This is a genomic window from Streptomyces sp. NPDC057616 (genome assembly GCF_042800575.1).
Classification (GTDB): Bacteria; Actinomycetota; Actinomycetes; order Streptomycetales; family Streptomycetaceae; genus Streptomyces.
Map to the genome: position 1 here is coordinate 113,241 of NZ_JBHVGU010000024.1, position 24,456 is coordinate 137,696.

15 protein-coding genes and 3 pseudogenes are annotated in these 24,456 nt (G+C 69.2%); 12 read left to right on the plus strand and 6 right to left on the minus strand.

The window, feature by feature from the left end:
* Together ACFU97_RS28370 and ACFU97_RS28375 are read left to right on the plus strand one after the other, a co-directional pair.
* A partial coding sequence (locus ACFU97_RS28370) for a thioester reductase domain-containing protein (RefSeq protein ID WP_384261938.1) occupies nucleotides 1-2,258 on the plus strand: 2,258 nt, incomplete at its 5' end.
* A 56-nt stretch (nucleotides 2,259-2,314) separates the two neighbouring features.
* Nucleotides 2,315-3,394, plus strand: coding sequence for an alpha/beta hydrolase (locus ACFU97_RS28375; protein ID WP_384261940.1), 1,080 nt, complete (start codon nucleotides 2,315-2,317; stop codon nucleotides 3,392-3,394).
* 546 nt (nucleotides 3,395-3,940) lie between these two features.
* Here the strand turns inward: ACFU97_RS28375 and ACFU97_RS28380 are convergent.
* Nucleotides 3,941-6,675: pseudogene (locus ACFU97_RS28380) on the minus strand (SpoIIE family protein phosphatase).
* A gap of 417 nt (nucleotides 6,676-7,092) precedes the next feature.
* On the opposite strand from ACFU97_RS28380, the gene ACFU97_RS28385 reads away from it, so the two are divergent.
* Nucleotides 7,093-8,136: a PP2C family protein-serine/threonine phosphatase gene (locus ACFU97_RS28385; protein WP_384261943.1), complete on the plus strand. Its 1,044-nt coding sequence runs from the start codon at nucleotides 7,093-7,095 to the stop codon at nucleotides 8,134-8,136.
* Between the two features lie 581 nt (nucleotides 8,137-8,717).
* Here the strand turns inward: ACFU97_RS28385 and ACFU97_RS28390 are convergent.
* A pseudogene (locus ACFU97_RS28390) lies at nucleotides 8,718-10,172 on the minus strand (PHP domain-containing protein); the annotation flags it as partial.
* A 335-nt stretch (nucleotides 10,173-10,507) separates the two neighbouring features.
* Between ACFU97_RS28390 and ACFU97_RS28395 the strand changes: the two are divergent.
* Nucleotides 10,508-10,637: pseudogene (locus ACFU97_RS28395) on the plus strand (IS5/IS1182 family transposase); the annotation flags it as partial.
* 214 nt (nucleotides 10,638-10,851) lie between these two features.
* Here the strand turns inward: ACFU97_RS28395 and ACFU97_RS28400 are convergent.
* Nucleotides 10,852-11,385 (minus strand): DUF4863 family protein, encoded by a 534-nt coding sequence (locus ACFU97_RS28400; protein WP_384261945.1) that lies wholly within the window; start codon nucleotides 11,383-11,385, stop codon nucleotides 10,852-10,854.
* A 146-nt stretch (nucleotides 11,386-11,531) separates the two neighbouring features.
* The gene (locus ACFU97_RS28405; protein ID WP_384261948.1) at nucleotides 11,532-12,221 is read right to left on the minus strand and encodes a TetR/AcrR family transcriptional regulator; all 690 of its coding nucleotides are present in this window, start codon (nucleotides 12,219-12,221) and stop codon (nucleotides 11,532-11,534) included.
* A 395-nt stretch (nucleotides 12,222-12,616) separates the two neighbouring features.
* Between ACFU97_RS28405 and ACFU97_RS28410 the strand changes: the two genes are divergently transcribed.
* Both ACFU97_RS28410 and ACFU97_RS28415 read left to right on the plus strand, forming a co-directional pair.
* Nucleotides 12,617-13,345, plus strand: a complete 729-nt coding sequence (locus ACFU97_RS28410) for a nitroreductase (protein ID WP_384261950.1) — start codon at nucleotides 12,617-12,619, stop codon at nucleotides 13,343-13,345.
* Between the two features lie 801 nt (nucleotides 13,346-14,146).
* Nucleotides 14,147-14,872 carry an alpha/beta fold hydrolase gene (locus ACFU97_RS28415; protein WP_384261952.1) on the plus strand — a complete coding sequence of 242 codons (726 nt, stop codon included), beginning with the start codon at nucleotides 14,147-14,149 and terminating at the stop codon, nucleotides 14,870-14,872.
* A 762-nt stretch (nucleotides 14,873-15,634) separates the two neighbouring features.
* Here ACFU97_RS28415 and ACFU97_RS28420 read toward each other — a convergent pair.
* Nucleotides 15,635-16,615, minus strand: coding sequence for a GlxA family transcriptional regulator (locus ACFU97_RS28420; protein ID WP_384262036.1), 981 nt, complete (start codon nucleotides 16,613-16,615; stop codon nucleotides 15,635-15,637).
* A 134-nt stretch (nucleotides 16,616-16,749) separates the two neighbouring features.
* On the opposite strand from ACFU97_RS28420, the gene ACFU97_RS28425 reads away from it, so the two are divergent.
* The 6 genes from ACFU97_RS28425 (at nucleotide 16,750) to ACFU97_RS28450 (ending at nucleotide 21,935) form a co-directional block, all read left to right on the plus strand.
* Entirely contained in the window at nucleotides 16,750-17,388 is a 639-nt protein-coding gene (locus tag ACFU97_RS28425) for an HD domain-containing protein (protein ID WP_384261955.1), read from the plus strand.
* An 85-nt stretch (nucleotides 17,389-17,473) separates the two neighbouring features.
* On the plus strand, nucleotides 17,474-18,685 hold the full coding sequence (locus tag ACFU97_RS28430) for an MFS transporter (protein WP_384261957.1): 1,212 nt from the start codon (nucleotides 17,474-17,476) through the stop codon (nucleotides 18,683-18,685).
* A 187-nt stretch (nucleotides 18,686-18,872) separates the two neighbouring features.
* Nucleotides 18,873-19,763 (plus strand): RNA polymerase sigma factor SigJ, encoded by an 891-nt coding sequence (gene sigJ, locus ACFU97_RS28435; RefSeq protein ID WP_384261959.1) that lies wholly within the window; start codon nucleotides 18,873-18,875, stop codon nucleotides 19,761-19,763.
* A 182-nt stretch (nucleotides 19,764-19,945) separates the two neighbouring features.
* Nucleotides 19,946-20,866: an NADP-dependent oxidoreductase gene (locus ACFU97_RS28440; RefSeq protein ID WP_384261961.1), complete on the plus strand. Its 921-nt coding sequence runs from the start codon at nucleotides 19,946-19,948 to the stop codon at nucleotides 20,864-20,866.
* Nucleotides 20,867-20,890: 24 nt separating this feature from the next.
* Nucleotides 20,891-21,346 carry a cupin domain-containing protein gene (locus tag ACFU97_RS28445; RefSeq protein ID WP_384261963.1) on the plus strand — a complete coding sequence of 152 codons (456 nt, stop codon included), beginning with the start codon at nucleotides 20,891-20,893 and terminating at the stop codon, nucleotides 21,344-21,346.
* A gap of 130 nt (nucleotides 21,347-21,476) precedes the next feature.
* Nucleotides 21,477-21,935, plus strand: coding sequence for a carboxymuconolactone decarboxylase family protein (locus ACFU97_RS28450; RefSeq protein ID WP_384261965.1), 459 nt, complete (start codon nucleotides 21,477-21,479; stop codon nucleotides 21,933-21,935).
* A 1,146-nt stretch (nucleotides 21,936-23,081) separates the two neighbouring features.
* Here ACFU97_RS28450 and ACFU97_RS28455 read toward each other — a convergent pair.
* Nucleotides 23,082-23,846, minus strand: a complete 765-nt coding sequence (locus ACFU97_RS28455) for an SDR family NAD(P)-dependent oxidoreductase (protein WP_384261967.1) — start codon at nucleotides 23,844-23,846, stop codon at nucleotides 23,082-23,084.
* Nucleotides 23,847-24,456 lie beyond the last annotated feature (610 nt).

Genomic DNA, 24,456 nt, shown 5'->3' on the forward strand with positions numbered 1-24,456 from the left:
GGACTGTCGCCCCTCCCCCCCCCCCCTGGGACGGAAAGAGCGGGGCGGCACCCCTCCCCCCCACGGCGGGCCGCTATCTGCCCGGCGGGAACCTGCCGCCCGACACCGACTTCTTCGACGCCGGAGGAACCTCCGTCCACGCCGTGGAACTCGTCGCGGAGCTGGAAGACACGCTGGGCATCGAGTTCGACCTGGACGAGGTGTTCGCCGACGCCCGGCCGATCAGCCTTGCCCGACGCTGGATGTCGGCAACGGGCGATTCAGGGACCCCGGCGAGCACCTCGTCGACCCGGAGCACCGACCCGCGCTTCGCGGCGGGCACCCTTGCGGCCCTCGCCCCGGGCACCCTCCCCGTCCTGTCACCTCCCACCCAACCGGCTTTGAGGGCGAGCCACCTGGCCGGCACCGGCGACGACGCCTGCTCCCGGGCCCGCCGCGAGGACCTCGACCAGATCCTGGCCGACCTCGCGCTCGCAGACCGCCTGCCGTTCGCCGACGTGCCCGAGCCGCTGCCGCCGCGCCGGATCCTGCTGACCGGCGCCACCGGCTTCCTCGGCAGCCACATGCTGCTCGACCTGCTGCGGCACAGCGACGCCCATGTGTACTGCCTGGTCCGTGCGGCGGACGAGGAGGCGGCGGTCGCGCGGCTCGGCGCGGCGCTGACGAGCTACTCGCTTCCCTGGTCGTCGGAAGTCCGCCGACGGGTGACCGTGCTCCGCGGCGACATCCGGCAGCCGCGCCTCGGCCTGTCCGACGAGCTGTGGCACACTCTGGCCCGCGAACTGGACAGCATCGTCGGCGTGGCGGCGGCCGTGGACTTTCTGCGCGGCTACCAGTCGCTGCGCGCGAGCAACGTCCTTGGCACGCTGACCCTGGCCGAACTCGCGGTCACCGGCCGGCCCAAGCCGCTCCACCACATCTCCTCGATCGCGGTCTTCAACGAGGTCGGCATCACCTCCATGGGCGAGGACGATCCGCTCGCCCACGTCGACCGCCTCATCTCGGGTTACGACCAGTCCAAGTGGGCCGCCGAGGTCGCCCTGCGCCGGGCCCGCGACCACGGCCTGGTGGTCACGGCACTACGGCCCGGCGGCATCGGCGGCCACAGCAAGACCGGCGCCTACAACCCGCAGGATCTCAGCAGCGGCCTGATCTCGGCCTTCGGCCGCTTCCGCACTGTGCCCGCCTTCCGGTACCTGAACGCGGCCCCCGTCGACTGGGTCAGCCGCGCCGCGGTCGCCGCGATCTGCGAACCCGACGCCTGGGGCTACGACTACAACCTCACCGGTGTGCCCAACACCCTCGACGACGTCGTACGCGACATGGCGCTCGGCGGCATGCACGTCCGCGTCGAGGACTGGGACGAATGGCGTGCGGACGCACTGGCCCGCCTGGAAGCCGACCCGGTTCCCGAACTCGCCTTCCTGACCAGGGTGTTGCAGAGCCCCACGGCGCAGAAGCTGTGCGAGGCGACCCTGAAGGGTCCGGCGGCAGGCGGCGAACGCACCACCGCGCTGGTCGAGGCGCTCGGGCTGCCGCCCGCGGTCCGCTACGACGCACAGGCCCAGCTCAAGACGTTCGAGCGGCTCGCCCAGGACGGCCTCGCCCGCTTGCCGCACAAGGACGACCAGCCCTACCTGTGGTTCGCGGAGACGACCGAGGGCGGCGTGGGCCCGGTCGGCGCCCCCGCCGACACCCCCTGCTCCATGGCGCTGACCCTCTCCATCGCGAGCATGTACCAGTTGGTGAGGGAACGCCGGGTGGACGTCTCCGGCGAGGTGGTGTGCCCGGCGGTGCACCCCGAACCGCTGGCCGTCGAGCGCGGCGACGTCTGGATCCGCCCCGAGGAGGGAATCCCGCAGGAGCACGGCCTCAAGCACCAACTCCTGTCCTACCGGCTGCGGTTGCGCGATGCCGACGGCGGCCACTGGTGGCTGGAGGGACGCAAGTACGCGCGCGCCCGGCGCGACCTGTGGCGGCAGACCCGCGCGCTGACCGTCCACATCGGCCGCGAGGGCGAGTCGGCGAGTCTTGCGGGCGAGGTCGTCGTGCCCGCCGACTCCTACGTCCGCGACCAGATCGACGGCATCAAGGTCGACCCGCGCCTGACCAGCCAGGAGAAGCGGGCCGCGAAGCTGACCTGGCTCGCCTGGTTCGGCCTGGAGATGGGCCGCGGTCTGCTCGGCCCCTTCGCCCGCGCCGCCGCGGACCTGCTCGACCTGCGCCGCACCCCGACCCTCACGGAGAAGCACCGATGATCTTCAGGACGACGAACTCCCGCCCCGCCCGGCCGGCGCTCCGCAGGGTCCGGACCATGCCGACCCCCCGCCGCCTCCACCACCGCCTCGATACGGCAGCCGTCGAGGAGATCCCCTTCCGGGCGAGCGACGGGGCGCGGCTCGGCCTGACCCGCATCGACACCGGCGAGTGGGACCGGCCCGCCGTGCTGCTCCTGCACGGACACACCGCGTCCGCCGACATGTTCCTGCTGCCGGAGACACGCAACCTCGTCGACGTGCTCCTCGACGACGGCTACGAGCCCTGGCTGCTGGACTGGCGGGGCAGTTGCCGGCTGCCGTACAACGAGACCGGGCAGACGTACACGTACGACGATGTGGCCCTGTACGACATCCCCGAGGCCGTCTCGTACATCCGCGAACGCATCGGCGACCGCGCGCTGTTCGTGGTCGCCCACTGCATCGGTTCCCTCACCCTCTCCCTGAGCATGGCGGCGGGGCTGGTGCCCGGCCTCGCGGGCGTGGTGTCCCAGGGTGTCTTCCTGACCCCGAAGCTCGCGGGCCGGACATCGCTGCGTATGTCGGTGGCGGGGGAGTTGCTGAAGACCCGGATCGACCACATACCGGTCGACTTCCGCAAGGTGGGCCTGTGGTCGAAGTACACCCCGCTGTTCGCGCTGGCCTCCCGGAAGGCGAACTGCCCGGACCCGACCTGCCAGATCCTGCACAACTCGGCCTGGGGCACGGGTGCCTCGCTCTTCGTGCACGAGAACCTGTCCGGGGCCACCCACGACCGGCTGGCCGAACTCCTCGGCCCCGCGCCGCTGTGGATCCTGCCCCACCTGCGCCGTGTCGAGCTGGCCCGCAGCGTGGTCCGCTGGCATGACACCGACCACCGCTACCGGGCCTTGCCCCCCAACGCCCTCGATGCGGCGGGGGGCATCGACACCCCCGTCCTGCTGCTTTCGGGCAGCGAGAACGGGCTGTGGCTGGACTCCCAGAAGCTCTGCCACGAGATCCTCGCCCACCGGCAGCCCCACCTCGACGTGTCGTACACCGAGATCCCCGGCTACGGTCACCTGGACACGTTCCTCGGCCGAGGCGCCGCCCTGGACGTGTTCGGGCACATCCTCGACTTTCTCGGCGAACGACGGTGACGGCCGCCGCGGGGCGGCCGAGACGTCACGCTGCGAGCCGGCCCCTCGATCGTCCGCGCCCCCTGCCCGCTGCTATCGACGTGCCCGCGCAGGTCCAGCCGTATCACGCGCTCACGCAGATCCATCGCGCGCGTGAGGCGGCGGTACTGATCCAGGAGGGTCTGTCGGCCCGGGAGGTCGTGCGCCGGCTGGGGTGCTTCGACCAGCCGCATATGGCGCGGTCCTTGACCCGGTACATCGGCCGGACCGGCACCGGGCTGTGTTCTTCGGACAACGCGGAGGCCTTGTCGCTTCTGTACACGACCTCGGCCTCGATGCCCGCTTGGCTTTCCTCGGGTAGCCGACGGGGTCGGCTCGTAGCGGCCACAGGACCGTCCCGGGCGCGATGGCGGCCGACCCCGAACCCATCACGGAGGAATCACGCGCAAGGTCGTTTCGGGTCTGTTCGTCTCGCTCGAGATCTGTCAGCGGGTGTGCACTCGATCCGCCCAGGAGGCACCGGGCGTCGTCAATCGGGAATCGTCCCGTGGCACCGACACCTGCTCCTCACATCAGGGGATCCCCGAACTGTTCGAGGAGAACGTCGATCGGCGTGTCGTCCGTGGGATCGGATGCGCCGTCGTGCAGGATCTGCTCCGCCCAGATGACCTTGCCGTGAGACGTGTACCGCGTCCCCCATCGCTGGGCGAACTGCGCCACGAGGAACAACCCCCGCCCGCCCTCGTCCGTGGTCGCCGCCCGCCGCAGTCGCGGAGAGGTGCTGGAGGCATCCGACACCTCGCAGATCAGACTTCGTCCGTGCAGCAGGCGTACCTTCACGGGTGGCGCTCCGTACCGGATCGCGTTCGTGACCAGCTCGCTGAGGATCAGCTCCGTGGTGAACGCGGTCTCCCGCAGCCCCCACCCGCTCAGAATCGTCCTGCACTCGGCCCGCACCGAGGGCACAACGGCCGTGTCCGAGGGGACATTCCATTCGGCCACCGACGAGGACGGAACTTGCCGGGTCCGCGCCGCCAGCAGTGCGATGTCGTCCGAGAGCCGGTCCGGCTTCAATGCCTCGATCACCGCACGGCAGGTCTCCTCCGGAGTGCGCTGCCCGGCCCCTGCTCCGCCCAGCGCCCGGCGCAGTCCGTCGAGGCCGGTGTCGATGTCGTGGGCTGAGTTCTTAACCAGCCCGTCCGTGTACAGAATGAGCTGGGAGCCCTCCGCCAGGTGCACGTCGGCGGTTTCGAAGGGGTAGCTTCCGAGGCCGAACGGAGGCGAGGCCGGTACCTCCGGGCAGAGGACCGTCCCGTCCGGGTTCACCACCACGGGGCCGGGATGCCCCGCACGCGCCATCGTGCAGATCCCCGCCACCGGGTCGTAGATCGCATACAGGCAGGTCGCTCCGGTCAACCCCGCCCCCTCTTGGTCGTCGGGGGCGCCGCCGGAGTCATCCTCGTCATCCAAGCGGACGACCAGATCGTCCAGCTTCCCGAGGACCTCGTCGACGGGGAGGTCCAGCGTGGCGAAGTTGTGCACAGCGATGCGCAGCCGCCCCATCGTCGCCGAGGCGTGCAGTCCGTGGCCGACGACATCGCCCATGACCAGCGCCACCCGTCCGCCCGGCAGCGGAATGACGTCGAACCAGTCCCCGCCCACTCCCGCCTCCGACGGCAGGTAACGCCAGGCCACTTCCAGGGCGTCCTGCTCCGGCTGGCCCCGGGGCAGCAGACTGCGCTGCAGTGTCACCGTCATCGCGTGCTCGCGGGTGTACCTCCGGGCGTTGTCGATGGCCACCGCCGCCCGCGCGCCCAGCTCTTCCGCGAAGGCCACGTCCTCCGGCTCGAACGCGGGCGAGCCCTCCGTCCGGTAGAAGTGCGCGAGGCCCAGGGGCACACCACGTGCCCGCAGCGGCATGGTCACCAGGGAGTGCAACCCGAGCTCCAGCGCCCTTCGAGTGCGTTCCAGATCCTGTTCCTGCCAGCCGTGGGCCTGCCGCAGGTCCGCCTCCAAGACACCGCGGCTCTGTTCCAGGGCCAGCATCTGCGGAGTCTCCGGCGAGTACGTGATCACTTCACCCAGCCGGTAGAACGGCAGCATCCGCTGATCTCCGCTGATCGCGGACCGCAGCAGGTGGCGCCAGCCTTCCGTGGTCGGCTCAGAGCCGCGCACCACCGAGTCCAGCAGGTCCACCGCGACGACGTCGGCGAACCGGGGCACCGCCACGTCGGCCAACTCCTGGGCGGTGCGCTCCACATCCAGCGTCGTCCCGATCCGCATTCCCGCCTCGTACAGCAGCTTCAGCTGCCCCAGCGCCACCTCGGCCCGCCCCGAGACCACCGCCAGCTCCGTGGTGTCCCGCAACGTGACCACGCTGCCCGTGTGGTCGGCCTCCGGGAACGTGGGCCGCTTGTTCACCGCCAGCAACCGGTCGTTGGCGAGGTACACCTCGTCGGTGACCTTCTGCGGGGACGCGAGCACACGCTCCATCTGCTCGGGAAGCCCCAGCTCCCGCACGTGCCGCCCCTCTATGTCCGCCGGCAGCCCAGCAGCCGCTTGGCCTCCTCATTGACCAGCAGCAACCGCCGGTCCTCGCCGATGATCAGAACTCCCTCCCGCACCGCGTGCAGCACGGCCTGGTGGTGCTCGTACAGCCGCGCCAGCTCCGTCGGGGCCAGCCCATGGGTCTGCCGCAGCAGTCGCCGGGACACTGCAGTCGTCCCCGCCGCGGCCAGCACCAGCAGGAACGCGCCGACGCCCAGGACGATCGGCAGCTGCGGCATCCACAGCCGCGCCACGTTCTTGACGATGATCCCCGCGGAGACCAGGCCGACGATCCGGCCGCGCGCATCGGTCACCGGGACGACTGACTGGATGGCCGTCCCCTTGCCCGCCGGCAGAGGGGGACCGCCCGCCTGTTCGACGACGGTACGGCCTTGGAGCGCCGGCTCGATGGTGCCGACGAACTTCTTCCCGATCTCGGCGGGGTAGGGATACGTGTACCGGATTCCGTCCGTGCTCATGACGACGATGAAGTCCATGCCCGCCCGCTTGCGCGCCTCCTCGGCTCGCGGTTGCAGCACGGCGGTCGGGTCCTGGCTGCGCAGCGCCAGGCTCACACCGGGGGCGCTGGCGAACGACTGGGCCGCCACCACCGACTCCCGACGCCCCTGCCGCACTGCGTCGCGCGCCGCCTGCAGCATGATGCCCGCCACCGCGGCCACCACCAGCAGCACCACGATCACGCTCTGGACAAGGAACACCTGCCCCGCCGCGCTGCGCGGGCCCAGTAGGGACATGCGCCGAGTCCGCCGGCCATCGGCGGGCGGAGGACGTGAGGTCCGCAATCGGCTGAGATGTCCCTGCATACACCCTTGATAACACCGCTGCGTGGACCTGGATGACTCAAGACGCCTGTCCGGAGAGGGTGAACCCACGGCGTGACGAGCAGACCGATGGGCCGTGAGGGGGGGACAGCTCTCGCGGCGCACCGAGTAAGGGGTCCCAGCGAGGGCGCGCCGGGCCCGGCGCGCCCTCGTCGGCCGGATGGCGTCGCATCCTGCCATGTGTCTGATCATCAGCACTGAGCTGCGTCTGCCGTCCGAGCCCGATGCCTGGTTCCCATCGTTATGATGCCTTTTGTGATCGGGATTGGGCGGCCGTGGCGTCGGCATCCTCTCCGCGGCGGTCGGTGGGAAGCGGCCACGCTGTCACCGGTGATTCTCAGCGCCCTCATCGCTGCTCTGGCGTTCTCCACCCCGAGGCAGATCGCCTTCAGCCGCCTCCTTCCCACCGCTCCCGCCCTTGCCGCAGCCATGTGGCCTGTGCTTCCCACGCTCCTGCTCGGACTGTTCTGCCTCCTGGTCATGATCGGTCTCAGTTTCGTCTACACCGACCTGGGAACGCCCTACACGTCGGCAGCCATCGTCGCGGTCACCCTGGCGGCCGCCTACGCCAGCCATGTCCGGCTGCAGCGTGAGGAGACGCTGTTCCACGTCCGGCTTGTCGCCGAGGCCGCCCAGGAGGTGCTGCTGCGTCCCCTGCCGCGCCACATGAAGAACATGGAGATCGAGGCCCTGTACCTCGCGGCCCAGGAGGAGGCCCGGATCGGTGGCGACTTCTACGAGGCGGCCGACACGCCGTACGGGATCCGGCTGCTCATCGGCGACGTGCGCGGCAAGGGCCTGTCCGCGGTGGGAGCGGCCTCCGCGCTGATCAGCTGCTTCAGAGAGGCCGCGTACGACGAGCCCGATCTCAGCGGCGTCGTGCATCGCCTGGAGGTCACCATCACTCGTCACGGTGCCGCGTTCCCCCTCCTGGACCGGCGGGAGCACTTCGCCACCGCCCTCATCACCGAGATCCCCCACGACGGCGGCCAGGTCAGACTCCTCAGCTGCGGGCACCCGCCACCGCTGCTCGTCCACCAGGGCAAAACCCGGCTGCTTGAAGCCAGCACCCCCTCGCCGCCGCTCAACCTGACGACGCTCATCGGCGAGCACCACCGCGTGGACACCTTCGACTTCACCCCCGGCGACCAGCTGCTCCTTTACACCGACGGGGTGACGGAGGCCCGGAACCGCACCGGCGCGTTCTTCCCCCTGCCGGTCTGGACGCAGCAACAGGGCCAGATGCCGCCCCGCGAACTGCTCGACCGGCTGCACGCGGCCCTGCTCCGCTACAGCGGCGGAAAGCTCGACGACGACGTCGCCGCCCTTGTCGTGCGCTGCCCGGACACCTGGCCCAGGGAGTACCGCCTGTAAGCGTGGCCGGGGCGGTGAGCCAGCCTGCGGGGGCGAGCACTTCTTGGAGATCACCCCGCACCTCGAGGGCGCCGGCACGATCGACGCCGTCGAGGCGCGGGGTGAGTGTCGACCAGGGCCGGGGTGGCGGGTCTGGCTGTTCATGATTGCCGCCGTAGGGCCCACCGGCACCGCCGCCGAGTTCACCGTCGTGCCTGCCGAGCAGGCTGTGCGGCTGACCGATGAGGCTGGCTTCGATGTCGGCGCCGCCCTCGGCGTCCCCGCGGTGACCGCGCACCGCGCGCTCACCGTCGCCGACGACGGGACCTGTCGGCTGCGGCCCGGGGCACTCGACGGAAAGGTGGTGCTCGCCGCGGGCGGGGCCGAAGCGGTCGGACACGCGGTGATTCAGCTCGCCCGGTGGGCCTGCGCCACCGTGCTCAGCATGATCAGCAGCCCGGAGAAAGCCTGGCCGGCCACGGCCGCCGGAGCCAACCACGTGGTCAACTACCGCGAGGGCAGAGGTGGCGTCGGGCACGAACCTCTCACTGGACCTGGCCGTGCTGCTCGTCGACTTCATCTATGCGGCGGGGTTCGTGGGCAGGAACCGGGCGAGCTAGTCGGTGCGGGTTCGGCGGGGCGAGGCCGGTGTCGCGCAGGGCATGCCGTGCGCGGTAGGTCTCGGGCATGCCGGTGACCGCGGTCGGGTCCCGGCCGAACCGCTCGGTGATCGCGTCGTACACCTCCAGGCGCCGCGCCGACTCCACGTCCAGATCGATGTCCGGAAGCGACGTGCGCCGCTCGGAGAGGAAGCGTTCGAACAGCAGATGATGTTGCAGGGGGTTGGCGGTGGCGACGAACAGCGCGTGGTTGACCATGCTGCCGGCGCCGGATCCGCGCGCGGCGACCCGGATCCCGAGGGCGCGGGTATCGGCGACGACTTGGGCCACGGCCAGGAAGTAGCCCTCGAACCCCAGGCGTTCGATCACGTCGAGCTCGTAGTCGAGCTGCCGCCCGGCGTGCTCGTCCCGGTCCAGGCCGCGGGCCACCATGCCGGCCCCGCAGCGCTTCCGCAGCAGCCGGATCGCCGAGCCACGCTCGAGCCCTGTGCCCACGACGGCCGGTTCGGGGAAGTGCGGCCGCCCCAGGCCGAGATCAGCCGGGGTGACGGTGCAGGACTGGCCGGTGGCCTCCGTCTCGGCCAGCAGCCGTGCGGCCCGGGCCGGGTCGTCGCCGGCGGCTTGGGCGATCCGCTCGGCGGCTGCGGTCATGGCGGCCGGATCCTTCAGCCAGCGCTCGCCGCCGTTCAGGTAGCGGCGGTCGACGGGGCGCAGGAGACGGGCCGCATCAAGGACGTCGGCCTCCCGGTGCTGCGAGGCATCGGCGTAGCGGACGGCGTTCGTCAGCACGGCGCGGACGCCAAGCTGATCAGCGAGGCCGACCGTGCGCGCTGCGAGCCGCAGCGAGCCCGTTCCGGTGCCCTGCCGCCCCAGGTACACCGCCTCCATCCGCAGCCGCTCACCGGCCAGTTCCCGCCACGGCGTGAGCAGCCGCTCCGCAACGTCGGGACGTCCAGCGGACAGGGCCCGCACTGGTTCCGAGGACGGCCCGAGCAGCATCACCAGGTCCTCATCGGCGCGCGCAGTAGCGGCCAGGACACGACCGGCGTCGAGCCGTCGCTCTCCGCGTGCGCCGCGGACACCAGGCGGCACAGCCGCGCCCACCCGGCCGCGTTCTGCGCGAGCAGCGCGATCCGCACCAGGGGCTCGAGCACATGCGCGCCGCCGAGCACCGGGGTGCGTGGCCGGCGGCCCGCCGGGCTGGGCGAGGTGAGCGAGGTGACCGCGACGTCGACGCCGAAGACGGATCGAATACCGGCGGCCGCGGCGGCCTTGGCGGAGCGGACCGTGCCCGCGACGGTGTCCCGGTCGGTCAGCGCGAGCGTGGTCATCCCGCGCTCGCGCTGCACGCTGCACCAGGCCGTTGGGCAGGGAGGCGCCGTAGCGGGCCGAGTAGCCGGAAGCCACATGCAGATGAGTAAATCCACGATCCTGCACCTCCGCCTCACGCCTGTCCCTCCCCTGACCTGCTTCCTCTCCGGATATTTCCCATTACACGGAATAGTGCAAGCATTCGAACGTGTCGTAGCGCGGAGCACGCAGCGGGGGCACCACTCCTCACGGCCTTCGCCCCTGCCAGAACACAATCCAGCCGCCGCCAGAACGCGCCCGAGGGCGCGGCGCAACCCCACACGAACGGAATCACAGGAATCATGATCGACTCCCCACGCGTCAACATCGGCAAGCAGCACCCGGCCGCCTACAAGGCCCTCATCTGATCTCGCCGGTGAGGCCGGAATGGCCCACCGCCGTTGCAGGTGATCACTGATGCGATGCGTGACCGGATCGAGCCGCTGACGCCGGCCGATCCGGTCCGTAGCTGGCCGTGGGGCGACCATTGTCGCGTACCGGAAAACCATTTTGCGGAGGGTCCGAACCACCTCCCACCGACGGGACGTGCCCGTCCTCGCGTTCAGTCCGGGGACACTGCACACCCGGCCCTGACGAGTGCTGCCGGCATGGACGTTCGCGTGCCCGACTGTGGGATGCCTTCCCTCCGCCGTGGTGGGCCACCAGGCGCGCCCCCGCCCTGCAGCTGCTGCCGGGAGCGCGCACGGCTGCCCGTACCTTTCCGGCGAAAGGGGCGGCCTGGCTCCGATCTCATCCGCGGTTCGTCCTATGCGGTCACTCCGGCAGAGCGGGAGGGACGAATGTCGTAGGAGATCCGTCCGGCGGGAAGGTAGAAGAGAGCGATCAGCGCTCCTCCGCGGACCTCGGGGTAGTGGTGGCTTCCCGGGGCGGGTGCCGTCCAGCCCGGCCCCTGCCAGCCGTTCGGGCCCGCCAGTTCGGCGCCCGCGTCGACCGGGACGACCAGATTCAGTTCGCCATAGGGATGGGCGTGGTACTGGCCCCGGTAGCGCTCGACGCTGTCCATGTAGACCGCGGTGATGCTGAAGTAGTGGGTCTCGTCCGTCGGTTCGGCGATGAGACTGCGGCGGTAGCGGGGGCCGTCGACCTCGATGTTCGCTGCCCAGCCCTCATCCAGGACGCCGATCTTGGTCAGGCGCGCCAAGTCCCGGTACAGCTCGCTGTCCGGGCCGTACGTCGTGTTCAGCCAGCTCTCCAGGTCCTTGCCCGCCGTACGGTTCCTCACCTCGGACAGGAACGGGATGCTGCGCTCGATCAATGCCTCACGGCTGTCCTCGCTCATGCGCGGGTCCTCTCGTGTAGTCACCTGGTCTGACTCGAGAACCCTGCCTCGCGTTTACGTTACAGTCAATAGCTGTAACGAAATATGGGTGTAGTGCCGGCCGGAGCGCTGGATCGGCAGGTCAACAGATCGGCACCGGAAGTCTTTCAGGCGGTGCTGCCTTCTTCGCCGTGTGTGGCGAGCGCGGGCCAGATCGCCCCGACGACCCGCTCGGCGAGGTCGGCCGGCACGAGCTGCCCGGTCCTGAGGTAGTCGGCGAAATAGCTGCCGAAGCACAGGGTGACGATCATGTCCAGGTCCACGTCCTCCCGCACAGCGCCGCGACCTTGCAGCGAGACGAGCGTCATCAGCAGCTCATCGCAGCGGGGCTGCACTCCGTGTTCCCGCAGCTGCTCCAGCAGACCCGGAGCCCGCTCCACCTCCGCCATGAAGTTGCCGTGCAAGGCCATGGCCTGCTCGTTGTGATAACGGGGGTCCAGGCGGCGGACCGCCTCGACGAGTGCCTCGCGCGGACCCAACTGGTCCATGTCCAGCGGAGGGTAGGCCTCGCGCTGCTTGCGCAGTCCGTACTCCAGGGCATCGATGACGAGTTCGTACTTGTTCGCCCAACGCCGGTACAACGTCGGCCGGGTGACGCCGGCGTCCGCGACGATGTCGCCGATCGTCATGGACGCGTAGCCATCGCTGGCCAGCCGCATGCGCGTGGCCTGGATGATCGCCTCCTCGATCGCCGGGTTCCGGGGCCGTCCGCCCGCAGGCGCCGTCGGCTCCGTGGCCGAGCGGCCCCCGCGCCCGCCCGCCCGCCCCTCGGAATGCGTCGCTCTCGCCCTCGCCATCTCATCCCTTCCCGGCATACGGCCAGCCGGAGCCGGATTGCGCGTCGGCTCCCTCACCGCACCATCACCCTATGCGACGTCGGGCTGTCCGCTCAGTGGTCCTGGGACGTCGAACGCACGACACCGAATCACTTTGCATTACGACTATTGACTGTAACGTAACTGACCTCTAGCGTGACGCGAACCACAGAGCGTGGTGATCTGATCGAACACGAGGAGCTCGCGATGGTGATTGCTCAGCAACCGATTCGCCGCGGCGTGAACTGGACGACGCCGTGGCCCGGAGCCGACCACCGCCCAGCCGGCGGGAACCGAACGACGAATGCTTTGCCCCAGCCGGCCTCGCGCCCCTTCTCCGGCCCCGCCCTTCCAACAGCCTGACCATGGAAACGACCATGAACCGTCCCACGGCACCGGCCCCGACGGCGGCACCAGCCTCGGTGGAGAACGCTCTGCTCAGCCGCCGCAGCGTGCGCGCCTTCCTGCCGGCGCCCGTCCCTCGGTCCACAGTCGAGCGGCTCCTGGCACTGGCCGCTCGGTCCGCCAGCAACTCCAACTGCCAGCCCTGGCAGGTCCACGTGGTGACCGGAGAAGCGAAACGCTCACTCACCGCGGCCCTCCTGCGTGCTCATTCCGGCAACGACGACGGCCGGGGGCGTGACTACACCTACCAGCCCCCGCAGGACGGATGGCGCGAGCCGTTCCGGTCACGCCGACGGCGGTTCGGAGAAAGCCTCTACCGCGACGTGCTCGGGATCCGCGCCGAAGACACCACCGCACGTCTCGTCCATCACCGGCGCAACTACGACTTCTTCGGTGCGCCGGTCGGTCTCGTTCTCACGACCAGCCGTCATCCGCAGCAGAGCGCCCTCGTCGACGCGGGCCTGTTTCTGCAGGCCCTGATGCTCGCTGCGCGCGGCGACGGTCTGGACACCTGTCCCCAGGCATCGCTCATCGACTTCTCGCCGGTGCTGCGCCGGCATCTGCAGATCCCCGAGGACCAGCTGATCGTCTGCGGCCTCGCCCTCGGGTACGCCGACCCCGAGCACCCCCTGAACCAGTTGCGCATGCCGCGCGAACCCGTAGCGTCCTTCGCGACCTTCCACGGAGACGACGCAGAGTAGCGGCCCGCAGGTCCGTCGCCATCGTCCGCGTGCCATCCCGTCCCCGCACCCGTGACGTGACCCCACACATCGGCCGACCCGCCTGGCGGCCACCGGCCGCCACGCGCCCCCCTGAACACACCGCGGGCCGCCCCAGCAGCCCGCCACGGTGTGGGCAATCGTACGCCTCACGGCCGTTTTGTCGTCCCCCTTGCCTCCTTCCCTCTGCTCTTCTTCCTCCTTCGCGCAGTCCCCGCGCGACTGGCCGACCTGGCCCTCCGCTACTTGTGAAAGGTGGGATCGCCGTGTCCCCACAGGTTCCGCGCGACGCCACGGTGCGTCTCGGCGCGCTGATCGAGCACCGACCCGTCGGCAGGTTCCACTGCCTGCTCCTGGCCATGGCGTCGGCTGGATCGGGGGAATCGCCGGCCCGCTCCTCGTCGGCATTGCCCTGGACTCGGGAGTAGGCGTGCACGTGGTCTTCCTGATGATGGCCGGAGCCTTTCTGCTGGCCGGCCTCGTCATAGCCGTCCTAGGCAAGGGATCTCACACGAGTCGGAGCGCGGACGCCAGCCAGCACGGAAGGGTGAGGGGGGACCTCCCACCCAGCCGTGCCACGACCTAGAAGTCCGGTTCAGCCCCGCTCAGTTGGCTGCGGAGCACAAGCCGCAGCATGCCGGCGATGGCGGAGTTCGATGTCGTCAGCGTGCCGACCCAGCCCGACAGACTCCGCACGGCAACTGCAGCTAGATCACCGGCGTTGACGCGTACACCGCGCGAAACGCCCCCACCCCGCCGATACTTGCTCTCACAGGAGACGCCTTGGCACAGACCTATGTCCTCATCTCCGGCGCCTGCCATAGCGGTTGGACCTGGCGCTTGGTGGCCGAACGGCTGCGCGCCGCGGGCCACCGAGTCCTGGCTCCGGATCTGCCCGGTCTCGCCGACGGCGATGATCCGCAGAAGCACAGCTTGGCGGATGTCGGTGACTTCATCGTTGACGTCGTCGAGCAGCACGACCTGCGGGACGTCGCTCTGGTCGGCCACAGCTGGGGCGGCTATCCGCTCACCGCAGCGGCCCCGCGCCTGGTTTCGCGGCTGCGCCAGCTCGTCTACTGGAGCGCTTTCGTCCCGGCGGAGGGGCGGTCGCTGATGGACGAGGTGCCGCCGCACTACGCGGAGATGTTCCGGCGGATCGCCGCCGCATCAGGCGACGACAGCATCGTCTTCCCCTACGAGGTGTTCACGGCGGGATTCATGCAGGATGCGGACGAGGGCGTCCAGCGCTTCGTGCACCGTCTGCTGGTGCCTCAGCCTTTGCGGTACTTCACCGAGACGGTCGCGCCCATCTGCCCCGCCGCACTCGGCGTCCCCGCCTCGTACATCGTGGGCACCGAGGATCTCTCCCTGCCGTCGGCAGACTACGGTTGGACACCCCGGTTCCCCCGGCGGCTCGGCCCGGGCACCCCCGTCATAGAGTTCGCCGGCAGTCACGAGGCCCAGTTCACCAGGCCCGCCGAACTGACTGCCGCGCTGCTGAAGGCGTAGGTCCGCGGCTACCGTGGAAATCGTCCCGGCCGCGCGAACGTGGCCGGGACCCGGCCCCGGCACACGCCCTCGGGTGGCCGACGTAGCAGAGAAGCCCCCTGACCGCCTCCCTGGCCGGCTGCGAGTGGTGGCGTCCGCCGGCTATGCCGCGCCGGACGCGATTTGCGGGAAGGCAGGGCCCATGTCGGTGCCGCGGCGCGAGCGCACCCGCACGCCCGCGCCCTCGAAGCTGAGCGGGGCGCGAAGCCGTCCTTCTCCAGACTTTTAGGTGTCTCATGAGACATCAGCTCGCGCCCGGGCCGCCAGAAAGGATCAAGCACCGCAGGAGTCGTTCGTGCCAGGATGCTGGCATGTCTTGTCGCGCGCTGAGTCGCGGAGTGGTGGCGCAAGCATACGAACGATTCCGGCCGGGGTGCCCCGTAGAGCTGTTCGGTATCGTGAAACACGATCTTGATCGGATGTCGTCACCCGGCCTTGGTGAGGTCCGTGGTGTCGGGCGGGTACGGTCCCTCCGCCGGCGAGAGTGGTGGCGGCATCTTCCAGACGTGCAGCGAGGCGATCCGGTGCCATGGTTGCGATGGCGCAGAGGTTGGTGGTCCGGGAGGGCGGGCAGGTCGCGGTGGGCTTGAGGGGCGGGCTTGGTGAGCGGGCACGTTGGTGGATATTCGCTGAGCCCGCCTGGGAAGGCTGTGCTGTCGGCAGGTATCGCGGATGCGGTGGACGAAGCCGTGGCGGTAACCACGCAGTGACAGCTTCGTCTTACTACTGCCCCTCGTCGTCCCGGCGCGCTGTTCTGAAGCGGCGCTGATAGGCGGCGGGGCTGAGCGACAATTCCCTCACGAAAACTCTCCGCATACTCTCGTAATTCGGGAATCCGGCAAGGGATGCCGTCTGCGTTGCGGTATGCCCCTGGTCGAGTAGAGCTTTCGCCATGTCGAACCGGATCATTTCCACGTACCGGGCCGGCGTGGTGGAGAGTTCTTCGCGAAAGAGCCGCGTGAGATGCCGAGGGCTCACATTGAGGTGCTTGGCGAGTTCGCCAAGTGAGTGGTTTCCCCCGGGATTCGCCGTGATCACGTCGGTGACTCTACGGAGGGCAGGAGATCGGGGCGGCGGTCCCTGCAGTGGGGCGGAGAACTGCGACTGGCCGCCCGAACGCTGCAAATAGACCACCAAGGCGCGGGCGACGTCGCGGGTGAGATCAGGGCCGTGATCCTCCTCGATGAGTGCCAGTGCCAGGTCGATGCCGGCGGTCACGCCCGCCGAGGTGTAGGTGGTGCCGTCACGGACGTAGATCGCGTCGGGTTCGACGCGGCTGGCCCGACAGCGGGCGGCGAGCTTGTGCGTGACCTTCCAGTGTGTGGTCACGCGCTTGCCGTCCAGGAGGCCGGCGGCGCCGAGGATGAAGGCTCCGGTGCAGATGGACGCGACACGGCTGGCCCGGAGTGAGAGTGTTCGCGTGGCCTCGATCAGATCACGGGGCACAGGTGTGCGCGGGTAGAGGTCTGCGCCGGCCACCAGAAACGTGTCGGGAGCAGGCTCCGTGGCGGCGTCGTCGTCGACCGCGATCCGGATCCCGATGGACGAGGTGACATCGGCACCGGTCGGTGACACCAGCACGATCGTGTAGTTGGCACCGAGCCGGTTCGCTTCCCCGAATACCTCCGCGGGGCCGACGACGTCCAGAAGTTTGACCCCGTCGTAGACGAGGATCGCGACCCGATGCGTGGCGGAGCCCCCGATGCCGCCGCCTGCCTGTCCGGATTCGGGTGACTCATGGCCGGACCGAGGGAGCGCCGGACGACGGGTGGTTGGCAGTGTGGAAGACGGATGCACCGTCCATTCGTAACACACCGATATCCGAAGGAGCAGAGGTCATGAGCGAGATCATCGCGGGGGTAGAAATTCCTGAAACGGCGGCAGTCGCCGAGGCCACCCGTGTCATGCAGGAGATGACCAGCCCTCTCATCTACCACCACTCCCGGCGCGTTTTCGTCTTCGGCGCCATTCATGCTCACCGGCTTGGCCTGGACCCCGACCCGGAGCTTCTCTACCTGTCCGCCATGTTCCACGACACGGGCCTGTTGACGCCGTTTTCCGGCGCAGAGCAGCGCTTCGAGGTCGATGGAGCCGACCACGCCCGCAAGTTCATGCTCGACCGTGGTTTCCCGGCCACGGCCGCCGACGTGGTGTGGACGGCGATCGCGCTGCACACGACCCCGGGAATTCCCAACCGGATGGGCCCGGAGGTCGCCATCACGTACTTCGGGGTTCTGACCGACGTGCTCGGCTTCGGTCTGGACGAGCTGGACCGCAGCCAGGTGGATGAGATCACCGCCACCCATCCGCGGGGCGACTTCAAGAACGAGTTCCTGCAGGCCTACGTCGACGGTCTCAAGCACCGCCCCGAGACCACGAACGGAACCGTGAATGCCGATGTGCTGGAGCACTTCGTTCCCGGCTTCCGCCGCACCACCACGGTCGAGCGCATGCTGGGCGCTCCCTGGCCGAGCTGATCAGGACGCCAGAAGAGGCAACGTGATGAAACGTGTGAGTAGCTCTCACGGCGGGCGTCGTCTCGGACGAGGTGCGGGCTTCGCCGTGCTCTTCGGTGCCAATGTGGTGATGATGGCCACGGCAAGCGCACCGTCGCCGATCTACCCGCTGTACCGGGAGCGCTGGGGCCTGTCGGTCACGATGCTGACGGTGGTCTTCGCGGTGTATGTCGTCGGTCTGCTCGGTGCGTTGCTGACGCTCGGATCGCTGAGCGACCACCTCGGGCGCCGCCCCGTGCTGGTTGCCGCCCTTCTGGTGGCGGCGACCAGCACGGCCATCTTCTGGACGGCCGACGGCATCGTCTCCCTCCTGATCGCCCGGGTGGTCCAGGGCATCGCCACGGGGACGGCCACGGGCGCTCTTGCCGCCGGACTGGTCGACCTCTCACCTGTGCGACGTCCGCAGCTGGGGCCGACGATGACAGCGGTGGGCACGAGTATCGGCATGGCCACCGGTGCCGGAGTCGTGGGGTTGCTGGTGCAGTCGACTTCACGTCCCGACGCGTATGTCTTTCCGGTCCTTACGCTGACCTTCGTCGTTCTTTCCGCGGTCGTCCTCCGGATCCCCGAGCCACCCGCCCCTCAAGCGTTTCGACCGGCGTCGTTGCGACCAAGGGTCCGGGTCCCTCGGGAGGTCCGGCCGGCGTTCCTCGCCTCGGTTCCCGCGCTTGTCGCGGGGTGGGCCGTGACGGGTCTGTTCCTCTCGCTCACTCCCTCCCTGGTGAGCAACGTCCTACATGTGCGGTTCGGCGCTGCGGGCGGGCTCAGCATCGCGGCGCTGTTTCTGGCCAACAGCGTGGGCGCCTTCTGCTCCGTTCGGCAGACGGCACGGCACGCCACGTCGCTAGGGGCGGCTCTCCTGACGCTGGGCGCGTTCGGACTGGCGCTGGCCATCGCTGTTGCGTCGGCGGCCGTATACGTGGGCGGATCAGTCGTCGCAGGGCTGGGCGTCGGCCTGACGTTCAACGGGAGCCTTCGCGCCATCAGCGCGGTCACCACCGCGAAGTCGCGCTCGGAGGTTTTCTCGGCCGTCTACGTGATCAGCTATACGGCGTTGAGTCTTCCGTCCCTCGCGGCCGGGGTCGCGGCGCCCTCATGGGGGCTGGAGGTCACGGGCTACCTGTACGTCGGCTTCGTCGGGGCGCTGTCCTTGGGTGCGGCCCTCCACGCCGGACGATCGCGTGCTCGCCGGCCGACCGGAGACCTGACACGGACGGCCGGGAAAGGCGAGCCTCACAGCGAGCTGACCCGCTGCTGAGCATCCCCCGGCGAGTCGGTTCCGGGTGGTGTTGCCCCAGTGAGAGTGCCTTCACCAGGAAACACCGCCGTACGCCGACACCAGCCCCAGAGCAGCTCGACCCACGACTTACGACCGCCGTGTCAGAGCGGATTTCCTGAGCTCGGCTCTACGCTGGCTCCGCAGGCTGGAGGAGGTTGCGATCCGTATGGGTGACGGGTACGGGCCCGGACGGTCTGGGCAGGAGGACCTGCTCGGAGCCGAATGGGAGAGGCACCGGCCCGCGGTGTTCGGCGTCGCCTACCGGCTGCTGGGGAGCGTGGCCGATGCCGAGGACGTGACCCAGGACGTGTGGCTGCGCGCGGCCGGAGCAGATCTGCAGGACATCGGCGATCTGCGGGCCTGGCTGGTGACGGTGGCCGCGCGGCGGTCGTACGACATCCTCAAGAGTGCCCGTTTCCGCCGGGAGACCTATGTCGGACCGTGGCTCCCGGAACCGCTGCTGACGGGGCCGGACGCGTCGCAGCCGGTACTCGTCGACGAATCGGTCACGTCGGCGATGCTCCTGATCATGGAGGAGCTGTCCCCACCGGAACGGGTGGCCTTCGTCCTCCATGACGTCTTCGGTCTTGAATTCGGCAAGATCGCCGAAGTGCTGGACGTCTCCGTGCCCGGTGCCCGGCAGCTCGCCTCACGGGCACGACGGAGGGTGGCCAAGGCGAAGCAGTCCACGCCTCAGGCATCAAAGGCCGAGCGGGAACGGGTCCTTACGGTCTTCCGCGACGCCTACGAGGCCGGGGACCTGGCCGGCCTGGTCAGGCTCCTGCACCCGGACGCGGTCTACGTCACCGACGGCGGCGGCAAGGTCTTGGCGGCACGCAAGCTCATTCACGGCGGCGGGCGCGTCGCCGAGGTCATGGTGCGTACGGGGCGCCAGTGGCGCCCCGACCGCATCGACTTCGCGGAGGTCGGCGGCGAGCTGGCCCTCGTCTTCCACCGGCAAGGCCGCATCTACTCCGTCGACACGGTGCAGATCACAGACGGTCTGATCACCGCGTACCGCCGGGTCATGAACCCCGAGAAACTCGCGCGCGTCTGAGCTGTCACACGCGGCGGGGCTATCTCGTCTCCCTGCTGAGAACGCATAACGGGCGACGAAGGAATACGCGCGAGCAGGTGAGATCGATCATGCAGAACGGCATACATCCCCCTGCAGCCGCCATGAGCCCTGCGCGCGAGTGCACTGTGCGCTCGCCACCGCCTCTCCCAGTAAGGATCAGCATGCAAGCCATCACTGTGCGAGACCGTGACGCCGGTCTTGCCGGTATGTCCCTGACGGACATGCCCTACCCCCATGCGGCCGAGAACGACGTCATCGTGCGCGTGCACGCCGCCGGCTTCACCCGTGGCGAACTGGACTGGCCCGCAACGTGGACCGATCGCGCCGGCCGCGACCGGACGCCGAGTGTGCCCGGGCACGAGCTGTCCGGTGTCGTCGCGGAGCTGGGGTACGGCACCACCGGCCTGAGTGTCGGACAGAGAGTGTTCGGCCTGGCTGACTGGACCCGTAACGGCACCCTCGCCGAGTACGTCGCGGTGGAGGCCCGCAACCTCGCCCCGCTGCCGGCGGACATCGACCACACCGTGGCCACCGCACTGCCCATCTCCGGACTGACCGCCTGGCAGGGCCTCTTCGACCACGGCGGCCTCACCACGGGCCAGACCGTCCTCATCCACGGTGCTGCGGGCGGCGTCGGCTCGATTGCCGTGCAGCTCGCCCGCGAGGCCGGCGCCCGCGTCATCGGCACCGGCCGGGCCTCCGACCGGGACAGGGCACTCGCCCTCGGGGTAGACACCTTCATCGACCTGCAGGCCGAGAAGCTGGAGCACGCCGGCGAGGTCGACGTCGTGTTCGACGTGATCGGCGGTGACATCCTCGACCGCTCGGCCACCCTGGTCCGAGCCGGCGGCACGCTGGTCAGCATCGTCATGCCGCCCAAGGTCCAGCCCAAGGACGGCCGGGCGGTCTTCTTCGTCGTCGAACCCGACCGCGAACGGCTCGCCGAGCTCGCCACGCGGCTGAGGGACGGCCGGCTCCAGCCATTCGTCGGTGCTGTGCAGCCGCTCGCCGAAGCACCCACCGCGTTCGCCCCCGGCACGCGTACCCCAGGCAAGACGATCATCCGCATCACGGAAGACTGAATCGAGAGACCCATTGTGATAAGAATGCGAACCGCCGCCGGCCTGCTGGCTGCTGCCACACTGACAGGGGCCACGGCCTGCTCGGCCTCCGACCAGCCCGCCCACGCCAGCGCGCCGACGACGGTCGCCGCATCGAGGCACTCCGTCGAAACCTTCACACCACTGCTGCAACAGGCGCTTGCGAATGTGAAGGGCAAGACCTTCACCTCAGCGATCGTCGCCTTCCCGCCCAGCGCAAGCGCGCTGCCGCACCGGCACGGCCAGGCGTTCGTCTACGCCTACGTCCTCGAAGGCACCGTGCGCAGCAGGCTCGACGACAAGCCCGTGACCACCTACCACCAGGGCGAGAACTGGGTCGAGCAGCCGGGCGCCCACCATGTCCTCACCGAGAACGTCAGCCGGACCAAGCCGGCAAAGATCCTGGTCGTCTTCGTCTCCGACACCGGGGCCAACCTCAAGGTCGAAGACCCGAAGTCGTAACCCCCGGGGGCATGCAGAGGGGCGGCAACACCCTTCACGAACTCCGGCCCCGCCGGAGCACGCTCCCATCCACCACCAAGACGTGCCCGACAAGCGCAGCGCGCACCGCACGAAGGAAGCAAAAGGAACCATGACCGACCCCCAGCGCGTCAACATCGGCGAGCAGCACCCGGCCGCCTACAAGACCCTCATCGCCCTGTCGGCGGAGGTGGAGAAGGCCACCACCGCAGCGGGCCTGGACCCCCTTCTGGTCGAACTGCTGAGGATCCGCACCTCCCAGATCAACGGCTGCGCGTTCTGCCTGCGCATGCACACGAACGACGCCCTCAAGAAGGGCGAGAACCCTGACCGGATCGCGGTGCTGCCCGCATGGGCAGAGACCGGCTACTTCTCCGACACCGACCGCGCCGCCCTGCGCCTCACCGAGGCGATCACACGCGTGCCGGACGGACACGTCAGTGACGAGGACTTCAACGCCGCCGCGGACATACTCACAGCAGACCAGATCTCGGCAGTCGCCTGGCTGGCAACCGTGATGAACGCCTTCAACCGCGTCGCCATCACCAGCCGCTACCCGGTGGGCATCTGACCTCGACGGAACTACCGGCGGTCACGGTGGCTGGCGAACTCCACTGCCGTGCAATAGCTGGTGGGATCAGCCGGGGCGGCTAGTGCCAGCCGCCCCGGCTCACACAGGCACAAAAGCGTCCAACGGCATACGTACCTGCACGCTGAAAGCCAGGGAGGCGGCTCGCCCCCGCTGGTCCGGGCGGAAGGTGCCGTACGGGTTGACATCGGCCCCCACCAGGGCGGTCAGACCGCGCCGGGCCTCGTCCGCCAACTTCTTCGCTCTGTCTCGGCCGGAACCTGCTGGAACAGCAGCGGTTCGACGCGCACGTGGCCAGCCGGACGCCGCTCTCTCGCCGAGAGTGACTCCATCGCGTCTGCTGGACGACGCCCACCATCTGCTGAAAGCCCTGATCGTAGTGTGGGACCGGCCGAGCACTCACTGTGCGGCCGGGCATGTGGCGTCTGTGCCGGGATCGCCCGGGACGCGGCGGCTGACCGTGCAGGGCGACGACCGCCCCCTGCGAGACGGTCACACCCGCTCCCCGAGGCACTGGCCGCTCCGGCCGAGCGTGCCGCCCGCGACCACCGGAACGTGCTCACCGCTGCGGTGACCCGGTTGTCCTGACCGGTCCAGTGGGACCACTGAATCGCTGCGAGCCCTGCCGACGACCTCTGAACCGCCGTCCACGGTGATCTGGTCCCGTCCAACATCCGGGTCGTCGACGCCGCAGTCCCGGCAGCGACCTTGGACTTCGGCTCCTTCTCAACAGCCGGTGACCCTGCGCTCGAGGCGGCAGTGGCGGCGGCAACCTGGGACATGTACGAACCCGACACGGAGCACCACACGGCCGAGCTGACCAACCTCTCTTACCGCGACCGGCCTTCATATGGTCGCCGGCCACGTGCCGGAGAGGTTAGCGACCTGTGGCATCCCGGGGCCAGGGATGTCGCCCGGACCGGTCCGCACGCCGGGCTGGACGGACGACGGCCGGCAGCCGGCGTGGTCGCCGCGTTCCGCGTCACACGGGAGCGAGCAGATGCTCACCGACGGCATGCTTCCAGCATGGGTGTCGCGCTCGGAGGGATGGGCGAGGCCGACGAGATCGCGGCAGCCGTCGCATCTCTGCTGGTGCCTGATGCCCGGTGGATCACCGGAAAAGCGTATTCAGATCAGTTCGAGGCCTCCGTCGATCGTGAGAACCTGGCCCGTCAGCCACGTTGCAGTGGGATCTGCGAAGCGGACGATCCAGGACGCGACTTCCTCCGGCTCTCCCCTCCTTCCCAGAGGAATCCGGGATGCCTGCTCCTTCTTGACCTTCATCACCTCCTCCGCTGTGAGCCCGCTGACGGACAGAGCCTCGCTCTCAGTCGGCCCGGGAGCAATGGCATTCACTCTGATCCCGTCCTGGGCCAGCTCGACGGCCCAGGTCCGCGTCAGCTGTTCCAGGGCGGCCTTGGTCGCCCCATAGTGGGCACCGCCTGGGTGGGGGCGATGGCCGTAGGTGCTGGAGATGTTGATGATCGAGCCCTTGCTGCGGCGCAGGTGAGGCAACGCTGCTTGGGCGAGCATGGTGGGTGCGATCACGTTGAGGTCGAACAGGTCGGTGATGCGCGAACGTGTCACCTCGTCCAACGAGACACGTGCGGTGGCGCCGGCGTTGTTCACCACCACGTCAAGCTGGTTCCATCGGTCGATCGCCGTACCGATGATCAGCTCAGGGGCATGCTCCACGCGCAGGTCCGTGGCGAGAGTCGCGATGCCGGGGTGCATGGCGGCAGTCTCCTCCAGGGCCACCTGGCGTCGCCCCACACCAAGGACGTGCGCCCCCGCTTCGGCCATCGCGACCGCCGTTGCCCGGCCGATCCCCGTACCGGCTCCGGTGACGATGACGACGCGGTTATGAAGGGGTCGGGCGGGCTGGTGTTCCATGAGGCGTCTTCCTCTTGCTGTACGGCTGGCGTCAGGACACGGCCGGCCGGCAAACATCAGCACAGTCGGGTGTCTTCGAGAGGACACTACATCGAAAATCGTCGATTATCGATGTATGCTTTCCCACTGTGCCCAAGGAAGTAAGCCACCCCGACCTCGAAGAGGTCACCCTCGCCGCAGTGCTCTCGGCTCTGGGTGATCCTGTCCGCCTGCACGTCATGGGCGTCCTGGCGGACGGCAACGAGCATGTGCGCACAGACTTCACCGTTCGAATCGCTCAGTCCACGTTCAGTCACCACATGAAGACCCTTCGTGAGGCGGGACTCACTTGGCAACGGATGGAGGGCACGCGCTGCTACGTGACTCTGAGAAAAGAGGCTCTGCGACGATTTCCCGCTGTGCTGGAAAGCGTCCTCGCTGCGGAACGAGCCGAGCGCAACAGGTCGTCCCCGCACCCCGCCAGCTCTGGATCCAGTTCGAATAGTTCTTTCACACGCTGACGTCCACTCCCAGCGCGTCGCCGGCCTGCCGCCCATGACCGGCCCGGCGGGTCCTCGATGCCCTTCGGGGCGTACGGGCCGGCGGCCGCGGGGGCGTCCGGCCTGGTCTA